Annotated in this window: 8 protein-coding genes; 7 read left to right on the top strand and 1 reads right to left on the bottom strand. The window is 62.5% G+C overall.

From position 1 onward, the window contains the following. The first annotated feature begins 188 nt into the window (after positions 1-188). The 4 genes from gspE to ACA043_RS16600 all read left to right on the top strand — a co-directional run bounded on the left by gspE (position 189) and on the right by ACA043_RS16600 (position 16,954). Positions 189-1,595, top strand: a complete 1,407-nt coding sequence (gene gspE, locus ACA043_RS16615) for a type II secretion system ATPase GspE (protein ID WP_497614272.1) — start codon at positions 189-191, stop codon at positions 1,593-1,595. Continuing rightward, on the top strand, positions 1,595-2,806 hold the full coding sequence (gene gspF / locus ACA043_RS16610) for a type II secretion system inner membrane protein GspF (protein WP_489879448.1): 1,212 nt from the start codon (positions 1,595-1,597) through the stop codon (positions 2,804-2,806). The genes gspE and gspF overlap by 1 nt, the downstream gene beginning before the upstream one ends. 384 nt (positions 2,807-3,190) lie before the next feature. Then, entirely contained in the window at positions 3,191-4,294 is a 1,104-nt protein-coding gene (locus tag ACA043_RS16605; RefSeq protein ID WP_497657441.1) for a substrate-binding domain-containing protein, read from the top strand. 174 nt (positions 4,295-4,468) lie between these two features. Continuing rightward, a complete protein-coding gene (locus tag ACA043_RS16600) occupies positions 4,469-16,954 on the top strand; it encodes a filamentous hemagglutinin family protein (RefSeq protein ID WP_497657440.1) in 12,486 nt (4,161 codons plus the stop codon). A gap of 153 nt (positions 16,955-17,107) precedes the next feature. On the opposite strand, the gene ACA043_RS16595 is transcribed toward ACA043_RS16600, so the two are convergent. Beyond that, on the bottom strand, positions 17,108-18,055 hold the full coding sequence (locus ACA043_RS16595; protein WP_497657439.1) for a SphA family protein: 948 nt from the start codon (positions 18,053-18,055) through the stop codon (positions 17,108-17,110). A 211-nt stretch (positions 18,056-18,266) separates the two neighbouring features. Here ACA043_RS16595 and ACA043_RS16590 point away from each other — a divergent pair, with 211 nt between their 5' ends. The 3 genes from ACA043_RS16590 to ACA043_RS16580 all read left to right on the top strand — a co-directional run bounded on the left by ACA043_RS16590 (position 18,267) and on the right by ACA043_RS16580 (position 21,407). Beyond that, positions 18,267-19,307 (top strand): AraC family transcriptional regulator, encoded by a 1,041-nt coding sequence (locus ACA043_RS16590; protein WP_497657438.1) that lies wholly within the window; start codon positions 18,267-18,269, stop codon positions 19,305-19,307. Between the two features lie 231 nt (positions 19,308-19,538). Beyond that, on the top strand, positions 19,539-20,426 hold the full coding sequence (locus tag ACA043_RS16585) for a Dyp-type peroxidase (RefSeq protein WP_497657437.1): 888 nt from the start codon (positions 19,539-19,541) through the stop codon (positions 20,424-20,426). 12 nt (positions 20,427-20,438) lie between these two features. Continuing rightward, positions 20,439-21,407, top strand: a complete 969-nt coding sequence (locus tag ACA043_RS16580; RefSeq protein WP_497657436.1) for a Gfo/Idh/MocA family protein — start codon at positions 20,439-20,441, stop codon at positions 21,405-21,407. The last annotated feature ends 90 nt before the right edge of the window (positions 21,408-21,497 follow it).

Raw genomic sequence — 21,497 nt, 5'->3', positions numbered from 1 at the left:
GTGAGGGGATTTATCCCCGACCGGCTGCGCAGCAGTCGTAAGTCCGGTAGACGCGGTGCATCTGGCAAAACGGAATTGCAGGTTTTGGGGCTGCTGCGCAGCCCATCGGGGATAAATCCCCTCGCCACAGGGAAAATCACTGCCCAACAGAAATCTTTTCCCACCGGGGATTGTGGGGGAGTGCCTAGATGAGTTCGTTGCCTTACGCCTGGGCCAAGGCCCAACGCATCTTGCTGCGCGACGGGGTGTTGACGGTGTGCCCGTCGACACCGGGGTGGTCGATCAGCGAGGTGCGCCGGCAGTTCGGTGCGGCCAAGGTCGAGCGGGTGCGCGACGATGAACTCGATGGGTTGCTCACCAGCGCTTACGCCGACACCGGCAGCGCCGCCGCTGTGGTCGGTGCCGCCGAAAACGAAGTCGACCTCGACCGCCTCATGCAGGACATGCCGGAGATCACCGACCTGCTCGACACCCAGGACGGCGCGCCGGTGATTCGCATGATCAACGCCTTGCTCACCCAGGCCGCCCGCGACGAGGCCAGCGACATTCACATCGAGCCGTTCGAAACCCATTCGGTGGTGCGCTATCGCGTCGACGGCACCCTTCGTGACGTGGTCTCGCCACGCAAGGCGCTGCACGGCGCGCTGGTGTCGCGGATCAAGATCATGGCGCAGCTCGATATCGCCGAAAAACGCCTGCCGCAGGATGGGCGGATTGCTTTGCGTGTGGCCGGGCGGCCGATTGATATTCGCGTCTCCACCGTGCCCACCGGCCACGGCGAACGGGTGGTCATGCGGCTGCTCGACAAACAGGCCGGGCGTTTGCATCTGGAAACGTTGGGCATGGACGCGCAGGTGTTGGCCAAGCTCGATCACCTGATCCGCCAGCCCCACGGCATCGTGCTGGTCACCGGGCCGACCGGTAGCGGCAAGACCACCAGCCTCTACGCGGCGCTGGCGCGGCTGGATGCGAGCACCAGCAACATCCTCACCGTGGAAGACCCGGTGGAATACGACTTGCCGGGCATCAGCCAGATTCAGGTCAATGCCAAGATCGACATGACCTTTGCCCTGGCGCTGCGGGCGATTCTGCGGCAAGACCCGGACATCATCATGATCGGCGAGATCCGCGATTTGGAAACCGCCCAAATCGCCGTGCAGGCCTCGTTGACTGGCCACTTGGTGCTGGCGACGCTGCACACCAACGACGCGGTGTCGGCGGTGAACCGTTTGATCGACATGGGCGTGGAGCCGTTTCTTTTGGCTTCGTCGATGCTCGGCGTGCTCGCGCAACGGTTGGTGCGACGGTTGTGCAACCAGTGCAAACAGGAAGACCCGGCCAGCCCCGGCACCTGGCGCCCGGTCGGTTGCGCAGCGTGCAATCACACCGGTTACAGCGGCCGCACCGGCATCCACGAATTGTTCTGCATCGACGACGACATCCGCACGCTGATTCACCAAGGGGCAGGGGAGCAGGCCTTGCGCGCGGCCGCGGCCAAGGCCGGGATGTTCAGCCTGCGCGAGGACGGTGAGCGCTGGATTCGCAGCGGCGCCACCGCGCCTGAAGAAATTCTGCGTGTGACACGGGACGCCTGATGAATCGCTATCGTTTTGAAGCCGCCGACGTGACCGGCAAGATCGAGTCCGGGCATCTGGAGGCCGAGAGTCAGACGGCCGCGTTCAGTGCCTTGCGTGGGCGCGGCTTGACTGCGTTGTCGGTGCAAAAGGAAAGCAACGTCGCCCACCACGGCGGTGGCGGATTGTTCAGCGCGAAACTCTCGGACAACGATCTGGCGTGGGCCACGCGGCAACTGGCGAGCCTGCTCGGCGCCAGTCTGCCACTGGAAGCGGCGTTGAGCGCCACGGTCGAGCAGGCCGAGAAAAAGCACATCGCCCACACCCTCAGCGCCGTGCGTGCCGACGTGCGCAGCGGCATGCGTCTGGCCGAATCGCTGGCGGCGCGGCCACGGGATTTTCCCGAGATCTACCGGGCGTTGATCGCGGCGGGGGAAGAGTCCGGCGATCTGGCGCAGGTGATGGAGCGGCTGGCCGATTACATCGAGGAGCGCAATAACCTGCGCGGCAAGATTCTCACCGCGTTTATCTATCCGGGCGTGGTCGGGCTGGTGTCGATCGGCATTGTGATTTTCCTGCTCAGCTACGTGGTGCCGCAGGTGGTCAGTGCGTTTTCCCAGGCGCGGCAGGATCTGCCGGGGCTGACGCTGGCGATGCTCACCGCCAGTGATTTCATTCGGGCGTGGGGCTGGTTGTGCGCTGCGGTCATGGCCGGGGCGTTCTGGAGTTGGCGTTTGTATCTGCGTAATCCGGCGGCGCGCCTGAGTTGGCATCATCGGGTGCTGAAGTTGCCGCTGTTCGGGCGTTTCATATTGGGCCTGAACACCGCGCGTTTCGCCTCGACCCTGGCGATTCTTGGTGGCGCCGGGGTGCCGTTGCTGCGGGCGCTGGAAGCAGCGCGGCAAACCTTGTCCAACGACCGCTTGAGCCTGAGCGTCAGCGATGCCACGGCCAAGGTGCGCGAAGGCGTGAACCTTGCGGCGGCGTTGCGGGTGGAGAATGTGTTCCCGCCGGTGTTGATTCACTTGATTGCCAGCGGCGAGAAAACCGGCTCGCTGCCACCGATGCTTGAACGCGCGGCGCAGACCTTGTCCCGGGATATCGAGCGCCGGGCGATGGGCATGACGGCGTTGCTTGAGCCGCTGATGATTGTGGTGATGGGCGGGGTGGTGCTGGTGATTGTGATGGCGGTGTTGTTGCCGATCATTGAGATCAATCAGTTGGTTCAGTAGTCGGGCTGATGTTTTGAGGGGCCAGTCAGGGCAATAAATAATCCAGATTTTTTCCCAGGACTTCAGCATCACCCGACCGTTGACTCAACCATCCTCGGGTTCTCCTTTCTGTCATCTGCAACGACCCGTCAATGGCTCCAGCCCGATTCAGCCAAAGCCTTGATCCAGACGCTGCGCATATCCCCCTGAACACCCGAGAAATCCCCCCGAAAATCACCGCGCACCTCCCGAGGTTTTTTCCTTTATCTGTCACCGGAAGCTGCGAATTTCTCAGTGCGACTTAACCAAGGCCAGCGCTAGCGAGGGCCCGGTGAGTCCTCCCGGTTTCATGCAAGTTCCCTGAAAACCTGTGTTCAAACACCAACGTTGAAAAGGAGATTCTTCATGTTCAAGCGCACTCTGATCGCAGCTTCCCTGACCGTCGCCGCCCTGGCCTCCGCTCAAGCCATGGCCGTTACCGGTGGTGGCGCTTCACTGCCTGCCGCTCTGTACAAAGGCTCTGCCAACAGCATCCTGCCTGCCAACTTCAGCTACGCCGTGACCGGTAGCGGCGTCGGCAAAAGTGCTTTCCTTACCAACAACGCTGCACAGTTCAGCACCACCGGCACTGTGCATTTCGCCGGTAGCGACTCGATCCTCAGCGCTTCGGAACTGAGCACCTACACCACCAACTTCGGTACTTCGTACGGTCCGCTGATCCAGTTGCCATCGGTGGCCACGTCGGTTGCCATTCCTTACAAAAAAACCGGTCAGACCGCACTTAACCTGACCAGCGCTCAACTGTGCGATGCGCTCTCGGGCACCGCGACCACTTGGGGCACTTTGCTGGGCACCGCCGACACCACGCCGATCCGTGTGGTTTACCGCAGCGTTTCCAGTGGCACCACTGAAATCCTCAGCCGCCACCTGAATGCCGTCTGCCCAGGCAAATTCGCCGTCAACTCCACCTTCACCAACGCTCGTCTGCCAGCCGGTTCTGCACTGCCATCGACTTGGGTTGGCGTAGCCAACACCGCTGAAGTGGCGACTGCCGTGAACGCTGTAGACGGTTCCATCGGTTATGTCGGTCCGGACGGCGTGAATGCCACCAGCAATGCCGTGGTTGCCCGCATCAATGGCGTTCAGCCAACCAACGCCAACGTGACGCTGGCGCTGAGCACCGCAGCCCTGCCAACCGCGCCTTCCAACCCTGCACAGTGGGCGCCAGTCGTGCCTAACCCGGCCAGCGGTTATCCAATCGTGGCTTACACCAACTTCATCTTCGGCCAGTGCTACAAGGACGCAGCCGTGGCCGCTGATGTCAAAGCCTTCCTGACCACTCACTACAGCAACCCGGGCAACAACGTTGCCACCGTCGCTCACAGCTTCACGCCGGTTCCAAACAACTGGAAAACCGCTGTGACCGCCAACTTCATCACCAACACCTCGGGCAACAACCTGGACATCAACAACGCCAACGCCTGCAACGGCATTGGTCGTCCTCAGTAAGCCTCGTTTCAAGCGCAATAAAACGGCAGCAGCCTTCGGGCTGCTGCTTTTTTTTGCCGATTTACACCTTGATCATGAAGTTTGTGTGACATCCGTTCGGTCGTGAGGCTCGCCAACCGCCTATGTCGTAACAGCAGGGCTGATCCGACCTGCCACCCAAAAGGACCTGTAGTGATGCTTGCTCGCACCTCCCGTCGCAGTACCCGTATCCAGCCGATCAAACGTGGCGTGGGCGATCCCGCACAGTGGCTGCTCAAGCCATTGGCGCAAGCCGTCGCCTTGTGTCTGGTGGCGGGCAGTGCCGAAGCGGCGACGGCGTTCAGTTCCGGTTGGTTTGCCGCCAAGGGGGCGGCGCAGCAGGCGGCGGCATCGCGTCCGGGTGTGGGCGGTCTGCCGGGGATGACCCCGCCGCTGGCGCAGCAGCAACGGGCCAGCCAGCAGCTGCAGCGTTCTTTGCAGACACTCAATAACACCGTGGCGGCGATCGCCGCTCAGCAGGCGGCACAAGCCGCTGGGCGTGCCGCCGCGTTGGGCAGCGTGCAGGTCGTTCCGGATGGATTGGGCGAGGGCGGCCTGAAGGTCGATAACAGCCTGTCTCAGGGTTGGATGAACGCCAAAGGCCCGCAACAAACCCAGGCGGACGGCAAGACCACGGTGAAGATCGAGCAGACCGCCGACAAGGCGATTCTCAACTGGGAAACCTTCAACGTCGGGCGCAATACCACGGTGGAGTTTGCCCAGCAGTCCAACTGGGCGGTGCTCAACCGCGTCAACGATCCGAGCGCACGGCCCAGCCAGATTCAGGGGCAGATCAAAGCGGACGGCACGGTGATGCTGATCAACCGCAACGGCATCGTGTTTAGCGGCAGTAGTCAGGTCAATGTGCGCAATCTGGTGGCGGCAGCCGCGAACATGAGCGATGCACAGTTTCGCGATCGGGGTCTGTATTTCGACAGCACCGGCAGTCAGCCGACGTTTACCGACGCCGCTGGCAATGTCCTGGTGGAGCGTGGCGCGTCGATACAAACGCATCAACCTGCGCTCTCGACCGACTCCGGTGGCTACACCTTGTTGCTTGGCCAGGAAGTGCACAACGACGGTTCTATCAGCACGGCCAAAGGTCAGACAGTGCTGGGCGCGGGCGACCGTTTCTACATCCGCAAGGGCTCGGGCACCGAAGGCAATGGTTATTCCACCACTTTGGGCAGCGAAGTCATTCCCGGTTTCAAGGCTGACAGCACTGGCAAGGTCAGCAACACCGGTCTGATTCAGGCGTCTACCGGCGATATCACCCTGACCGGCCGCGACGTTCGGCAGAACGGCGTGCTGTTGGCGAGCACCTCGGTCGCGACGCGCGGCACCGTGCATTTGCTCAATCCAGCCAGCGATGCTCAAGGCAGTGTGACGCTGGGTGAAGGCAGCGTCAGTGCGATCTTGCTCGACAGTAGCGATCTGACTGCGCTGGACAGTCAGCGCGAGGCGGCGTTGATCGGTGTGAATGCCAATAACCGGATTCGCAGCGACCAGTCGCGGATTGATATCGGCAGTGGCGGCACCGTCGAATTCAAAAGCGGCTCGATCACGCTCGCCACCGGCGGGCAGGTGGCGGTCGCCGCCGGACGACGCAGTCTGTTGCGCGAGGGGGCGGTGGTCGACGTGTCCGGCGCGCTGGGCGTGAAAGTGGCCATGGACGCCAATAACATCAAGATCAATGTGCAGGGCAACGAGCAGCGTGATGCGCCGGTCAATCGCGAGAAGGGTGCGCTCAACAGTAACGATATCTGGGTCGATGTCCGCGAACTGGTGTTCGTGCCGGCCGGCACCAACGGTTACGCTACCGACCGCTGGTACACCGCCGGTGGCTTGTTGGAGGTCGGCGGATACCTTGGCACTCAGGGCCATGGCATCGGTGAATGGATGGCTCAGGGCGGCGAGGTGCGTTTTTCCGGGAATGACGTGATCAGCGAAAAAGGTTCGCTGATCAATGTGTCCGGCGGCACGCTCGATGTGCAAGGCGGCGAGATTCGCCAGAGTTGGCTGCGCGGTACGGACGGGCGGTTATACGAAGTGTCGCGTGCGCCGGGCGATATTCTCTACAGCGGTCTTTACAAAGGTTACGAAAGTCACAGCGAGCGCTGGGGCCAGACTGAATATTTCTATAGTCCGCTGATCGCGCCGACACGTCGTCAGGAAGCCGGGTACACCGTGGGCCGTGACGCCGGACAGTTGGTGATCGCCACGAGCAACGCCGTGCTGGACGGCCAGTTGTTGGGTGAGGTGTTTCAGGGCGAACGGCAGAACCAGGCACCGCGCGCAGGCCTGGACGGTTATGCCCAGGCCCAAACCGCCCGGGCGCGGCGCGGGCAGTTGGTCATTGGCAGTTACGACGCCGCTTATGTTGCCGCCAGTGCGGGCGTGCTCTATCAGCTCAACCCGTTGCTCGATCAGGTGCAGGTGGGTGGCGAGCGTGCCAGCGCTGTGAGCGCAGGGCTGACAGACGCGGTTGCTGAAGAGCGTCAGGGCAAACTGTTTCTCGATGCCGGGCTGCTCAATGGTTTCCAGCTGGGGGCGCTGAAGATCTCGGCCAAAAACACGATTGAAGTCAATGACGGCGTGACGGTGGATCACGGGGCAGACATCACCCTGTTCAGCCCTGACGTGCAGATCAATGCCGATCTGGTTGCGCAGGGCGGCAGCCTGCATCTGGGCAACGTTTTGAACCAGCTCGCCACGGATCGGCGTGATGACACCGCTCTCCAGGTGCCAGCAGGCCAGCAGGCTCGCGTCACGGTTGCGCGAGGTGTGCAGCTGCAGACTCGCGGCCTGTGGAGCAACCTGTTGAGTAGCCCGGACGACGCTGCCAGCCTGGCCTACCTCAATGGCGGGACGGTGTCGATCCGCAGCAGCGGCGACATTCAGTTGGCCGGCGGCAGTCTGGTCGATGTCACCTCGGGCGGCGCTGTCTTGGCCAACGGCAAGACACGGGGCGGCAAGGGCGGCGACGTGACCCTGGAAGCCAGCGCCAACAGTGCGCCCGGCCAGTCACGCATGGTGCTCGATGGCGATGTGCAGGGTTATGGCGTGAGTGGCGGCGGTACGCTGACCGTGCAGGCCAACAAGGTCCTGATCGGGTCCTCCGGCAACGTTACCGATGAACAGACCTTGCGTCTGACTCCGGAGCTGTTCCGCACGGGGTTCAGCGCCTACAACATCATCGGTCTGAAGGGCCTGGAAGTGGCCGATCAAACCGCCGTCGATGTGCTGATGCCGGTCTATCGATTCGGCGAATCCGTCTCGACCCTTGCCTCCGGTACGTCGCCGCGCACGGCGTTTGAGCTGTGGACGCCTTCGCTGTTCCAGGAAAACCCGCTCAAGGGCGTATTGACGCAAAGGGCCGGCGCTTCTGTCGCCTTACAGGCAGGCGGGACGCTAGTGGGCTTGATTGATCCCGCCAACAGCCCGTTGTCGATTGGCGAGGGCGCACGTATCAGCGTCGATCCCGGCCAGCGCATCAGCGTGCGCGGGGCCGGTCAGATCACGGTTGACGGGGAACTCAACGCCTGGGGCGGCGCCATCGATATCCGTCAACAGCAATTCGGTTCGATTGATGTGGCGACGTCCTTGCAGGAGGCCGATCCGACGGCACACAACCGTTCGATCTGGATCGGTGAACATGCCGTGCTCGACGTGGCCGGCCGGGCAGCGACTGCTGTTGATGCGCTGGGCCGCGTTTACGGCCAGGTCGGCAAGGGTGGCTCGATCATCCTCGGTGGCGAGATTGATGCGAAGAAGATCACTGCGACCGCCGCCGACGCTTATGTCATCGTCCGTCAGGGTGCGCGCCTGGACGCGTCCGGTACGCAAGCCGTCCTCGACAACGGCGGACAAGGTCCCGCTCGCGTAGCCACCGATGGCGGCCGGATCACCCTGAGTTCCTACAATGGCCTGTTCATCGAGGGCAGCCTGCAGGCCAATGCCGGTGGTGCAGGGGCGGCGGGCGGGCGTCTGGAGATTGCTCTGGATACACCGGCGTACGGTGCTGCGAACTTGAGCAATGCGGTACGGGTGCCACGGGAACTGATCATCGGCCAAGGGCCGGCACAGGCACTGCCGCAGGCGCTGCAAGCGGGGCAAGCCTCGCCACTTTTGCGCTACGGACGTACGCGCTTGAGTGCTGATCAGTTGATGAGCGGCGGCTTCGATAGCGTGAGTCTGCTGAGCAATGGACTGATGACATTCGATGGCGATGTCGACCTGCACATGGGGCAGAGCCTGAGTCTGTTCGCCGGTTCCCTGTCCCTGGCCGAGTCGGCGAAAGACAGCGCCCGGATCAATCTCAGCGCACCTTATCTGCGCCTGTCAGGGCCGGGCACTTACCTGAGTTCGGACGCCAAGATTCGTCCACGGGTCCTGAGCAACCCGACCGCGCACTTGTCCAGCGCGCAATTCAATGCCAGCGCGAACCTGCTGGACCTGGGCAACTCGCTTTCATTCGGTACCGAGGGGACCCTCGTGCAATCGGGCGCACCCGCGCTTGCGGTCAGCCGAAGTGGCTTTGGTCTGGTGACGCTCGACAGCCAGGGTGATATGCGATTCCTCGCGCCGACCGATGAACAGCAGCGAAGCCGTCTGTGGACTCCGGGTGACATGCAGTTGCGGGCTGCGCAAATCTACCCGGCCAGCGGGGTCTCGGCTGAAGTGCGAGTGGGCTATCAGAGTCAGGCCGGATCGGTGCCGGAGCATACGTTGCGTATCGGCAGCCACGGGCCAGCGCCGACCACACTGCCTTATTCGGTGTTCGGCAGCCTGACACTCAGTGCAGGTCAGATCGAGCAGGGTGGCGTCATTCGTGCGCCTTTGGGGTTGATCTCCTTGGGTGACGACATCCTTGTCAAAACCCGTGAGCTTCATCTGCTGCCGGGGAGCGTGACGTCTGTCAGCGCCGCCGGACTGGTCATGCCTTATGGTGGCACCACCGACGGCATCGACTATCAATACAACGGCAAATCGGTGATTCTGAATGGCATCGCCGGTGCGGCCTCCGGGGTCATACTCGATGCGCAATACACCGATGTGCAGGCCGGAGCGCTGATCGATCTTTCGGGTGGCGGCGATTTGCGCGGGGCCGGTTTTGTTTCCGGGCGAGGCGGCTCTACCGACGCGCGTTTCAATCCGCTGGTACGCAATGCCACCGATGGCACCTTCAGTCTGCCGGGGCTGGCGAGCAACCCGGTGTATGCCATCGTCGCCGGTGACCAGAGCCGCTACGCGCCGATGCTGGCCGAGGCCGGTGCAGTCGATCCGCGTATCGGCCAGCAAATCACTCTCGGGGCGGGTATCGCAGGGCTGGCGCCAGGCACCTACACCTTGTTGCCATCGACCTTTGCCTTGTTACCCGGTGCCTTGCGGGTCGAAATCAATGCTCAGGCGATTGCCGGTCCCATGGGCAGTGCGTTGAAGTTGCGCAATGGTTCGTGGACCACGGCCGGGCAGATGTCGATTGCCAACACCGGTATTCGCGACAGCCTGCCCAGCCAGGTGACTGTGACGTCGGCCGATGTCCTGCGGCGCTATTCGCAGTACAACGAAACCGGGTTCACCCAATTTGTGCTCAACGATGCTGCGCGACGCGGTCTGCCGCGCGCCCGCACCCCGCTGGACGGCAACACGCTGCACCTGCGCATGGTCAGCGGTGGCGACCATGACTCGGCACTGGACTTCAACGGGCAAGTGCTGTTCAAGCCTGCCGACGGCGGGGTCATCGGCACTGCGGTTGTCCAGGGCGGTTATACCGGCGGTGAGTTCGAGATTCTCGGCGCCGGGCATACGCGAACGGCCGGGTTCGCCGGTGTATCGCTGTACGCCGACACCCTCAACGGGTTGAATGCCGGACGTCTGACCATCGGTGGCACCCCGACCGTGTATTACGGTTCGGAGGGCAGCTCGATCAAGGTGCTCAGCAATACCTCCGCCATCCGCCTGCGGGAGGGCGCGATCCTGTCAGCGCCGGAAGTTGTTTTGAGCACCAACAGCGAGAGTGGCGGCATCACCATTGATGCGGGAGCGGGCATCAATACCTTGGGGCGAGGTGCCGTCCCGTACGATGCGGCGGCCGGTTTCGTCTATGTACCGGAGCGTTCCAGCCTGCTGGTGGTCTCCAACGGTTGGACGCCGGTGCTTGCGCCTGCCGGGGGCGGAGGTGGCAGCATTCGTATCGGCAACTGTCCGACGGCTGAGTGCACCGCCCCGGCGTTGCTGTACTCCAACGGCAGCATCATCGCCGCCACCGACAAAGACTTCGAACTGGGCGAGAGCGTGCGCTTCGGCACCCGCCAACTCGGACTGTCGGTTGGCGTGGTCAATGCCGGCAGTACGCAAGCACTGGCAGCGGCCAGCGGCCGTATGCCGGCGGGCCTGACGCTTAACCAGAACGTGCTGGATCGGCTGTTGCAGGGCGACACGCAATTTGGCGCACCCGCCCTGGAAACCCTGAATCTGGTGGCCCGCGATGCCTTCAACTTTTTCGGCAGCGTTACCCTCGACACACTCGACCCACAGACCGGCGAGAGCCGCTTGCAGAATCTGGTGCTGGGCACCCCGGCCATTTACGGTTCGGGTGCGGCCAGTGACGTGGCGACGATCCGCACCCGGAATCTGATCTGGAACGGGGCGACTCAGGCTCCGGGAACGGTGGTCACGGATGGCGCCGGTAACGGGCACGGCACGCTGAATATTCAAGCGCAACGGATCGAACTGGGTTATGGCCCGAATCCGCAACCCAACGGGCTGGATCTCAACAACCGCCTGACCTTGGGTTTTGCCAACGTCAACCTCAATGCCAGCGAGCGCATCACCGCCAACCACAAGGGCAGCCTGGCGGTGTACGAGTCCCAAGGGGCTTACGACGCGGTCACGGGTTTGAGCTACAGCGGTGGCAATCTCAATCTGCGCACGCCACTGTTGACCGGGGAAGCCGCCTCGGTCAGTGAACTCAAGGCCGGCAACCTCCTGACCCTGAGCGGCACCGCGACAACGGCCGCGGCGGATGCCCTCGGTGCGCAACTGAGTCTGACGGCACGCAGCGTCGTGCTCGACAGCCGCATCGTCCTGGCCAGCGGCAAACTGCTGGTCAATGCCGAGGATGATCTGATCCTTGGCGACGGCGCGCAGGTGGACATGGCGGGTCGGGTTCTGCCGTTCAACGATGTGAAGAAATACAGTTGGGGCGGCGATGTGTCGTTGCACAGCAACAACGGCAATATTCGTCAGTCGGCCGGTTCGCGAATCGATCTGTCGGCCGTCAATAATCAGGCCGGTCAATTGAGCGTTGTGGCCCTGGCCAGCGGCGCCGGACAGGTTGATCTGCAAGGGCAGATTGTCGGCACCAGCAGCGGCTACTACGATGCCGGCGGCACGTGGGTACCGTACAAGGCCGGGGGGGTGGACATTCGTGCCCAGCGCCTGGACGGCGAGTTGAGCCCGGCCTTTGCCAGCCTCAACCAGCGCCTTAATTCGGGAGGGGTGACCGGCAGTCGCAGCTTTCAGTTCAAGCAGGGTGATCTGGTCATCGGTAACGAGCTCAAAGCAGGCGAGGTCAATGTCTCGGTGGACAGCGGTAGCCTGACCGTGGCCGGGCTGATCGATGCCAGTGGAGAGCGGGTCGGCAGCATTCGCCTGGCCGGCAAAAACGGTTTGAGCCTGACGGGCAACGCGGTGCTGGATGCCCATGGTCGCGTACTGCGTGTCGACAGCTACGGCAAGATCATCGACGCCCCGAACCGGGCCATGGTCGAACTCAACTCCGGTGATGGCGTGCTGACATTGGCGGCCGGCGCACGAATCGACCTGCGCCACGGCACCGATGCGCTGACTGGAAACCTGGCGGGACAACGCGATGGCTTGCCGCGGGGAACGCTGGAGCTGAATGCACCACGCCTGGGTGGCAATGACATTGCCATCGATGCCAGCGGTGCCGTCAATATTCAAGGTGCCCGCTCTATTGGGCTGAACGCCGTGCGTCGCTACAGCGATGCCGCCGACGGCACCGAACCGGCGGCCAGCGGTCGTCCGTATCAAGTGATCGATCAGGCCTACCTGGACCGCATTCACACGGACAGCGACGGCTTTATCAATGCGGCGCTGAACAACAGTGATCTGCTGCAACGCAAACTGGCCGGCCTCAACAATGCGGCCTATACGGATGTGTTTCACTTGCGCCCGGGTGTCGAAATCGTCAGCAAAACCGCCGAGGGTGATCTGGTGGTGCAGGGCGACCTCGACTTGTCCGGCTATCGTTATGCCAGCCTCAACCCGCACACTCGCCGCACTTCGGTGTATGGCAGCGGCGAAGCGGGCAGCCTGTTGATTCGTGCCGGCGGCAACCTCGATATCTACGGCAGCATCAACGACGGTTTCGCGCCGCCGCCGGAAACCGTGGACGACGCCGGCTGGAAACTGGTGCCGGGGATACAGCCGTTCGGTGGTGATCTCATCGTGCCGGGCGCCGGGGTCAGTCTTGCCCCTGGTACGCTTTTCCCGGTCGGCGCCACCTTGAACTACGACTTGCCGATTCAGGCCGCCACGCTGGCAGCGGGCACGGTGTTACCCGCACAGGGCACGCTGACCGCAGCCTATACGCTTCTGGCCGGAACCGTGCTGGCCGGTGATGTGCATGACGCGGCGGGCAATCTGCTGTATGCCGCCGGCACGTTGCTCGACAACGGTGTGACCCTGCCGGCCGGCAGTCGTTTGGGCGCGGGTATCCGCCTGAACAACGCCACCGCATTGCAGGCCCTGCTCTGGCCCAAAGGCGTGCCGCTGCCGGGCGCTGTTGATGCCGACAATAAAACGGTCGGTGTCATGCTGAGCACCACGCTGGAGCTGTTGCGTGGTTCGCTGATTCCCTCCATGACCGATGTGAAGCTGGCAGATGGCACTGTGTTCCTGGATCTGCGTCCCTCCAACGGCACACAACAAGGTCGCAACTGGGCCATCGCCAGCATGCTGCCGGCGGGCAGTGCGTCGTGGTCGATGCGCATGGTGGCAGGGGCTGATCTCTCGGCGGCCGACAGCCGTTCCGTGAGGCCTCAGGCCAGCGCCGGTCATTTGCAGTTGGCGGACACCCATTACGGTCTGACCATGGTCGAGGTGGCCGGCAAACTGGTCTGGGCCGTGGGTAACGAGTATGGCTTTACACCGTACGAGCCGGTTCCCGAGGAATACCTCGTGCTCTGTGACATCGCGCCAGCCTCCTGTGCGCCGATGGCGCGCACGGTGTGGGCGCCGGGTAACTGGATGGGCATGCCGGATTACACGCCGATGAACGATGACGAATTGTTCTGGTGCACCATCGATCCGGCGCTGTGCATTGAAAACAATCCCCGCAAGAGCGCCGAAGCCCATACGCAGATGTTCAGCGTTTTGCGCACCGGCACCGGCGACCTGGATCTGATGGCTGCCGGTAACGTGAGCATGGCTTCACCTTTTGGCGTGTACACCGCCGGCACTCAATCGAGCAACGTCGATGCGCGTTACAACCAGGCGCGAGGGCGCTTGTCGGCTGATGGTTCGGTGTTGGGCAGCGCCGGCAGCGATGCCGAAAAATGGGTCGATGGCGGCACTGCCAGCCTTTACCAGGCCTGGTATCCGCAGATGGGCGGTAATCTGACGATCAATGCCGGCGGGTCGGTGTCCGGTGATGTGCTCGGTCGTCGTGCGGTCGGCACGGGCGACGGTACCCGTGAGCAGGTTCCAAGCGTCGCGGTGGGCAATTGGCTGTGGCGCCAGGGCACCGGCAACAACGATGTGCCGACGGCCTGGTGGATCAATTTCGGCAGCTACGCAGCGCAGCCATTGCCAGAACAGGGCGTGGAAAGCAAACCGTATCTGGTGGGCTTTACCGGATTCGGCACGTTGGGCGGCGGTAACCTCAGCCTGAGTGCCGCCGGGGATGCCGGCATGCTCAAGGCCATGGGGGACGACAAGTATGCGTCGTACCCTCGCAGTCAGGGTTTGATCGTGGCTGTCGGCAGCACGGGGCGCGTGGACAGCGACGGCAACCTGCAACTGACCGGCGGCGGCGACCTGGATATTCGTCTGGGTGGCACCCTCAATCCCTCTCTGCAAGCACGTGCCGGCTTGTCGGGCAGCGGCACGCCGACGCATGACTTGCAGGGCGCGATCATCAACCTGCGCGGTGCAGCACAACTGACGGGCGCCGCATTGGGCGGGATCAATCTGCAGTACGGCGCGTCCGCGCTGTTTCACGATCCACGGGAAACGCGTGCCTTCGATCCGTTCAATTCGACGGCCAGTAATGCCAGTGGCGGGGTGGTGCTGATTCCCGGCGACTCGGGCATGCGCCTCAATACCCGAGGTGATCTGGTACTGGGTGGTGCGACTGACCCAGGCCGTGTGCGTTTGCAGAACTCCACACCGTTTACCACGGCCGATGGCGTTTACCACGCCGGTGGCGGCTTGACTGGTTTTTCGCTGTGGACCGATCACACCGCCATCGATTTGTTCTCGGCGGGCGGCAACCTGACGCCGAACACCCAGTTGCTGGAAACCACTGGGCAGGGTCCTGTCGCCGGGCTTAACACTTCGCCCACCGATGATCGCTACGTGATCCCGTCGATACTGCGCGCCGTCGCTGGCCAGGGTTCGATTTATCTCGGGCCGTCAGCGGCTTACGGTGTAGGCAACGCAGCACCGGCCTTGACCTATTCGCTGCTGCTGGCGCCTTCGAACGCGGGGCAGCTCGAACTGATCGCCGGTGATTCGATCTATGCCGGGGGCTACGCCATCAACCAGTCGGGTGCCAGCCCATCGGCGCTCGCCACACCGTTTACGCCTGCGTTCAATGGCTACGGCAACAACACATTCAGTCGCCCGATCATGACCAACGCCGGCAGTGACGGTGTGCTGGCGGAGACCAATTCGCGCTATCCACTCTTTGCTTTTGGTCCCGATAGCTACTCGGGTTTGAGCAGTGTTCAGGGGCCGGCGCGCTTCTATGCCTTGACCGGTGATCTGGTGGGTATTCGCACGGGTGAAACGCTGGCGTTCGCGACCACGAAACGCACCTGGTATGAATCGGCAGGCCCGGTCTGGATGGTGGCGGGGCGCGACATCGTGGCGTCCGGTACCAACTTGGGGCAACCCACGTTTGCGCCCACCGGGGGCATGGGGCGCAACAACGAACAGATCCAGTCTACGGGCAATCTGTTCGTGCACAGTCGGCCAGGCGATATCTCTCGGGTTTCGGCCGGGCGCGACATCCTTTACAGCAATTTCGACATCGCGGGGCCAGGGGTTCTGGACGTGAATGCCGGGCGCAACATCCTTATGGATAATCGCGCCAGCATCAACAGCATAGGGCCGGTGGTGGCGGGGGATAACCGGCCGGGTGCGAGCGTGGTGTTACAGGCTGGCGCGGGCGCACAAGGTCCGGACTATTCGCGCTTCATCGCCCGGTATCTGAACACGCAGAATCTCGCCAATCCGGATACCTCGTTGAGCGCTCAACCGGGCAAAGTGGTCAAGACCTACGTGGACGAATTGCAGAGCTGGCTGACCCTCGGCTACGACTTCAGTGGTGACGCAGAACAGGCGCAAGCCTTCTTCTCCGCACTGCCGAGCGCCGAGCAGGCGATCTTCGCCCGCCAGGTGTACTTCGCCGAACTGCGTGCCGGTGGCCTGGAATACAACGATGTCGATGGGCCGCGTCAGGGCAGTTATCTGCGTGGTCGCAACGCCATTGCGTCGTTGTTCCCGACGGTTGATGTGGCGGGCAATCCGATCCGCTACGACGGCGATATCACCCTGTACGGCGGCGCCGGGGTCAAGACCCTGTTCGGCGGCGACATCCAGATGCTTACGCCGGGCGGTGGTCAGGTGTTCGGCATCGAAGGCGCGGCGCCGCCCTCGACGGCGGGGATCATCACTCAGGGCTCGGGCAATATTCAGCTCTACTCGCAGGGCAGCATTTTGCTGGGGCAGAGCCGGATCATGACGACGTTTGGTGGCTCGATTCTCGGCTGGTCGGCCGAGGGTGATATCAACGCCGGTCGCGGCTCGAAAACTACTGTGGTCTACACACCGCCCAAACGCGTTTACGACACCTGGGGCAACGTGTCGCTGTCGCCATCGGTGCCGAGCACCGGTGCCGGTATCGCCACGCTTAATCCGATTGCGGAAGTGAAGCCGGGCGACATCGATCTGATCGCGCCGTTGGGTACCATCGATGCGGGCGAGGCGGGCATTCGTGTGTCGGGCAACGTCAACATCGCCGCGCTGACGGTGGTCAACGCCGCCAACATCTCGGTGCAGGGCAAGGCGACCGGCGTGCCGGTGGTTTCGGCGGTCAACACGGGCGCGATCACCTCGGCCAGTTCCGCCGCGTCGTCCGCCACCCAGGCTGCCGAAGATGTCGCGCGTCAGCAACAAGCGGCAGCGCGGCAGAACCAGGCGTCGGTATTCACCGTGCAGGTGTTGAGTTTCGGCAACGAACAACTGGCCCCGTCCCGCGATGGCGCCAGCCGCACACAGGCGCCGGGTTACAACCCGAACAGTCCGGTGCAAGTGCTGGGGGCGGGGGCGCTGGATGAACAGGCGAAACAGCAGTTGACCGAGGAGGAACGTGGGCAACTGACCTTGTAAAAGACTCTCGTGTAGTACGTTTGGGCGGCCAGTGGTCGCCCTTTTTTTTTCTTGCTACCTGTAGGAGCTGCCGAAGGCTGCGATCTTTTGATCTTGCTTTTGAGGATCAAAAGATCGCAGCCTTCGGCAGCTCCTACAGGGGGGCGTTGTCGATCAAAAGGCGTAAGGAATGCTGACTTTGGCCCAGAGCATCTCGCCCTCAGGCCGATTTTCCACGTCAAACTCCTTGGCCCAGCGAATCTCCGCGCTGGCGTATTTGAGGAAGGTGAAGTGCAGCGCCGGGCCGATGGCGAATACCTTGCCGCGCACGCCATCGTTCACGTCTTCGCCGGCAAACTGCACGGTGTGGCCGAACTGTTTGTCGTCGCTGGTTTGCTTGAGGTAGTAGCCATTGATGCCGAGCATCAGGTCGTCGGTGAGCTTGTAACTGGCCGAATAATCGAAGTGGAAGATCTGCCCGGACTTGTAATCGGTGTCCTTGTTCTTCTCGTTGAAGCTGTAGGTGGTCTTCATCGAGACCTCGGTCTTGTCCGTTGGCAGCCAGGTGAAGGAGAACAGCGGTTTGTAGGTGTAGAAGTTGTTGCTGGTGTTGGCCAGCCGATCGACGCTGTATTCACCGGTGGGCACGGTGATTTCCACGGCCGCGCCGAGGGTCAGATTCTTGCCCATGTCCCACAGAATGATCGGTGCGATGGTGGTGTCGCCCATGCCTTCGCGGGTGTCGCTCAAGCCGAATACCGAGACTTCCTGCTTCAGCCACGGCTGGGCGATATAGCCGGCCAGACGACCACCGAATACGCGCACCGGACTCAAATAGTCGATGCGCGGGATCACCGCCGTCGACTCGATCTCGACATTGGGCACCTTGCCGCCGAGCGAACTGATGTTGAGCTTTCGCGACTTGTAATGGTTGTAGTAGAGGTTGAACGCGACCATGTTCTCAGGAAGGCTGTCGACCTCCATCGGCAGCATGAAAAAGCCGTCGGTGCCGGTGCCGATGTTGTCGACGCCGGCTTCGGTGGCCAGGGCCGGCAGGGTTGCGGCGCAGCCAAGCAAAGTCAGGGCCAGGCGCAAGGGCGATGTCGCGCGATTCGGGTGCATATCCGTCCTCATTATTATTGTGGTGGGGCGCAACGCCGGCACGCAGAACGCCCGGCACTCTAGAAATAAGCGCTTGGCGCCCGACGGGGCAGGGTATTGGCGGACACTGAGGGGGGCTTCTGCGGACAGTCGACAAACCCTGTGCTAACTTCCTTCGACATAACCGGTAACAAAAATAACAATCAAGCGTGCTCCGGAATGTCTAGCCCCCATGAATGTAAAAGTCCAAGACCCGACCTTTGAGCTGGCGCTGGTCTCGCCGTTTCTTCTGCAAACCCTCGCCGAAGTCGCGCAGCGCAAGGGCGTCGAGGCCGAGAGCCTGTGTCGTGGCCTGGGATTTACCCTCGAAGACTTGCAGGACCCGACGCAGCGGATTTCCTATCGGCAGGCTGTGGCGATGATTCAGCGTGCGCTCAAAGTGCTGCCCAATCAGGGCCTGGGTTTGTGGGTCGGGGCACAGAATGTTCTCGGCACGCTCGGTTTGCTCGGCCATGTGCTGTCGCTGTGCAAGACCCTGCGCGATGCCTTTGCTCTGGGCATTCGCCATCAGCACACCACCGGCGGGATTGTGGTTTCCAGCGTCGATGTGGTCGGCGAGCACGTGCATCTGGATGCCGAATGCCGCTTGCCGTTCGCCGATGTGCAGGTGTTCGCGGTCGAGGAGTTTTTTGCCAGTCTGCTGGTGTACGGGCGGGCGTTGGCCGGTGCCGATTTCAAGCCGATAGCCGTGGAATTCGTGCATGCCACGCCGGATTACCTCAGCGAATATCACCGGTTGCTCGGCCCGGACGTGCGCTTCGGTTGCCTGCACAATCGCATGCTGATTGATGTGCGATGGCTGGACGTAAGCCTGCCCAATCATCATTCGCTGGCGTTGCGTCAGGCGGTGGCCTTGCTGGAGCTGGAAGCGGCGCAGGTGCACCAGAAGCTTGACCTGATTCAAGCGGTGGAGCGGGCGATCGCCCGGGATCTGAGCCGGGGCAGTCATATCGAGAAGATTGCCGGCGACCTGAACATGAGCAGCCGCACCTTGCGCCGGCGCCTGACCGAGCATTCGTTGACCTTTGAGGCGTTGCTGGAACAAGTGCGCCAGGCGCGGACGATGAGTCTGCTGGCCAATCCCGACATGCCGATCGAGCGCATTACCGAAGAGGTCGGTTACAGCGATGTGCGCAGCTTTCGCCGAGCGTTCAAGCGCTGGACGGGGATGAGCCCGAGTGCGTGGCGGCAAGAGAGTACCGCAACGGTTTAGATGAACCCTGTGGCGAGGGGATTCATCCCCGATGGGCAGCGAAGCGGCCCCAAAAACCTGCAAGCGCGGTTTTTCTGGAAGGCGGCATATACCTGTTTTGCGACGGCTGCGCCGCCGATCGGGGATAAATCCCCTCGCCACAAGGGAACTTCGTGCTCAGTACATCGGCGTTTCAACCCCACAAACCCTCCGGCCACAGGTAAACTCCGCGCACTTTCCCAAGGAGTTCACATGAGTTACTACCAGCCGGGCATTCTCGCCACCCCTGTTCCTGCGCAAGCACGTCATCTGTTTTTCGCCCTTGTGTCGGTTGAAGCACTGCCGCAGGCGATCGACAACCTGATGAATCTGGTGGACGGCAAGTCGGCGGTGGTCGGTTTCGGTGAATCCCTGGCCAAGGCACTCAACGTGCAAATCGACGGCCTGCGCAGCTTCCCGGCCATGACCGGCGTCGGTGTGGAGAACCCGTCGACCCAGCACGCCCTGTGGGTCTGGCTGCACGGCGTCGACCGTGGTGAACTGCTCAACCGCTGCAATGCTTTCGAAGCCGCACTGGCCCCGGCCCTGCGTCTGGTTGAGGCTCAGGAAGCCTTCCGCCACAAGGACGGCCACGACCTGACCGGCTACGAAGATGGCACCGAAAACCCCCACGATGACGCCGCTGTTGCCGCCGCCCTGCAAAGCGCGGGTGCCGACGGTCTGGTCGGTGGCAGCTTCGCCGCGATCCAGCAGTGGCAGCACGACCTCAAGGGTTTCCATAAGTTGTCCGCCGAAGACAAGGACAACATCATGGGCCGTCGCCTCAGCGACAACGAAGAGATTGACGACGCGCCGGTTTCCGCCCACGTCAAACGCACCGCGCAGGAAAGTTTCGCGCCTGAGGCGTTCGTCGTGCGCCGCTCGATGCCGTGGATCGAAGGCGATCGCGCGGGCTTGATGTTCCTCGCCTTCGGCTTCTCGCTGGATGCGTTCGAAGCGCAACTGCGGCGCATGAGCGGTCTGGAAGATGGCATCACCGATGGTCTCTATCGCATCAGCCGTCCGATTACCGGCGGTTACTACTGGTGTCCACCACTCAAGGACGGGCATCTGGATCTGCGCGCTTTGCGCATCGGCTAAGGAGCAAAACAAATGGACGTGGTGCGTTGGGGCATGATCGGTTGCGGTGACGTCACCGAGCGCAAGAGCGGGCCGGCCTTCTACAAGGCCCCCGGTTCGGCGTTGGTGGCGGTGATGGGGCGGCGTCTTGAAGCGGTGAGCGATTACGCCGCGCGCCACGGTATCGCCCGGGTCTACACCGACGTCGATGCACTGATCAACGATCCCGAGGTGGACGCGGTGTACATCGCCACGCCACCCGACAGCCACCACGCCTACAGCCTCAAAGTCGCCGCCGCCGGCAAGCATTGCTGCGTGGAAAAACCCATGGCACTCAACGCCGGGCAAAGCAGCCAGATGCAGCAGGCGTTTGCCGACGCCGGTTTGCACCTGTTCGTTTCCTACTACCGCCGTTCGTTGCCGCGCTTTCAACAAGTGCGCCAATGGCTGGAGGAAGGGCGCATCGGCGCGGTGCGGCACCTGAGCTGGACATTGACCAAGGCGCCGTCGGCGGCGGACCTGGAGGGCAGCAACAACTGGCGAACCGACCCCGCTGTGGCCGGTGGCGGCTACTTTGCCGACCTGGCCAGCCACGGTTTCGACCTGTTCCAGTACCTGCTCGGCGACATCGTTGAAGTCGCCGGATTCACCGCACGACAGGCTGGCTTGTATGCGGCGGAAGATGCGGTCAGCGCCAGTTGGCGGTTTTCATCCGGAGCGCTGGGCATGGGTTGCTGGAGCTTTGTTGCGGATCGGCGTGAAGATCGGGTCGAGATCATCGGCAGCGAAGGGCGAATCAGTTTTTCAGTGTTTGATGAGCACCCGGTGCAGTTATTTGCCGACGAACAGATCAGCCTGCAAATCCCGCATCACGCGCACATTCAGTGGCATCACGTATTGGGCATGAATGCGCATATCCGTGGTGACGCGCAGCATCCGGCGGTGGCCGAGCAGGCCGTGAAAACCGACTGGGTCATGGATCAGATCCTCAAGCGTTACTGATCCCCCTGACATACAACATCCCCTGTGGGAGCGAGCCTGCTCGCGAAGGCGTCGTGTCAGGTTCCCATTCGAATACTGACACACCGTCTT

It is taken from the genome of Pseudomonas sp. LBUM1648, from assembly GCF_059716145.1.
This window is presented reverse-complemented; position numbering and strand designations above follow the sequence as displayed.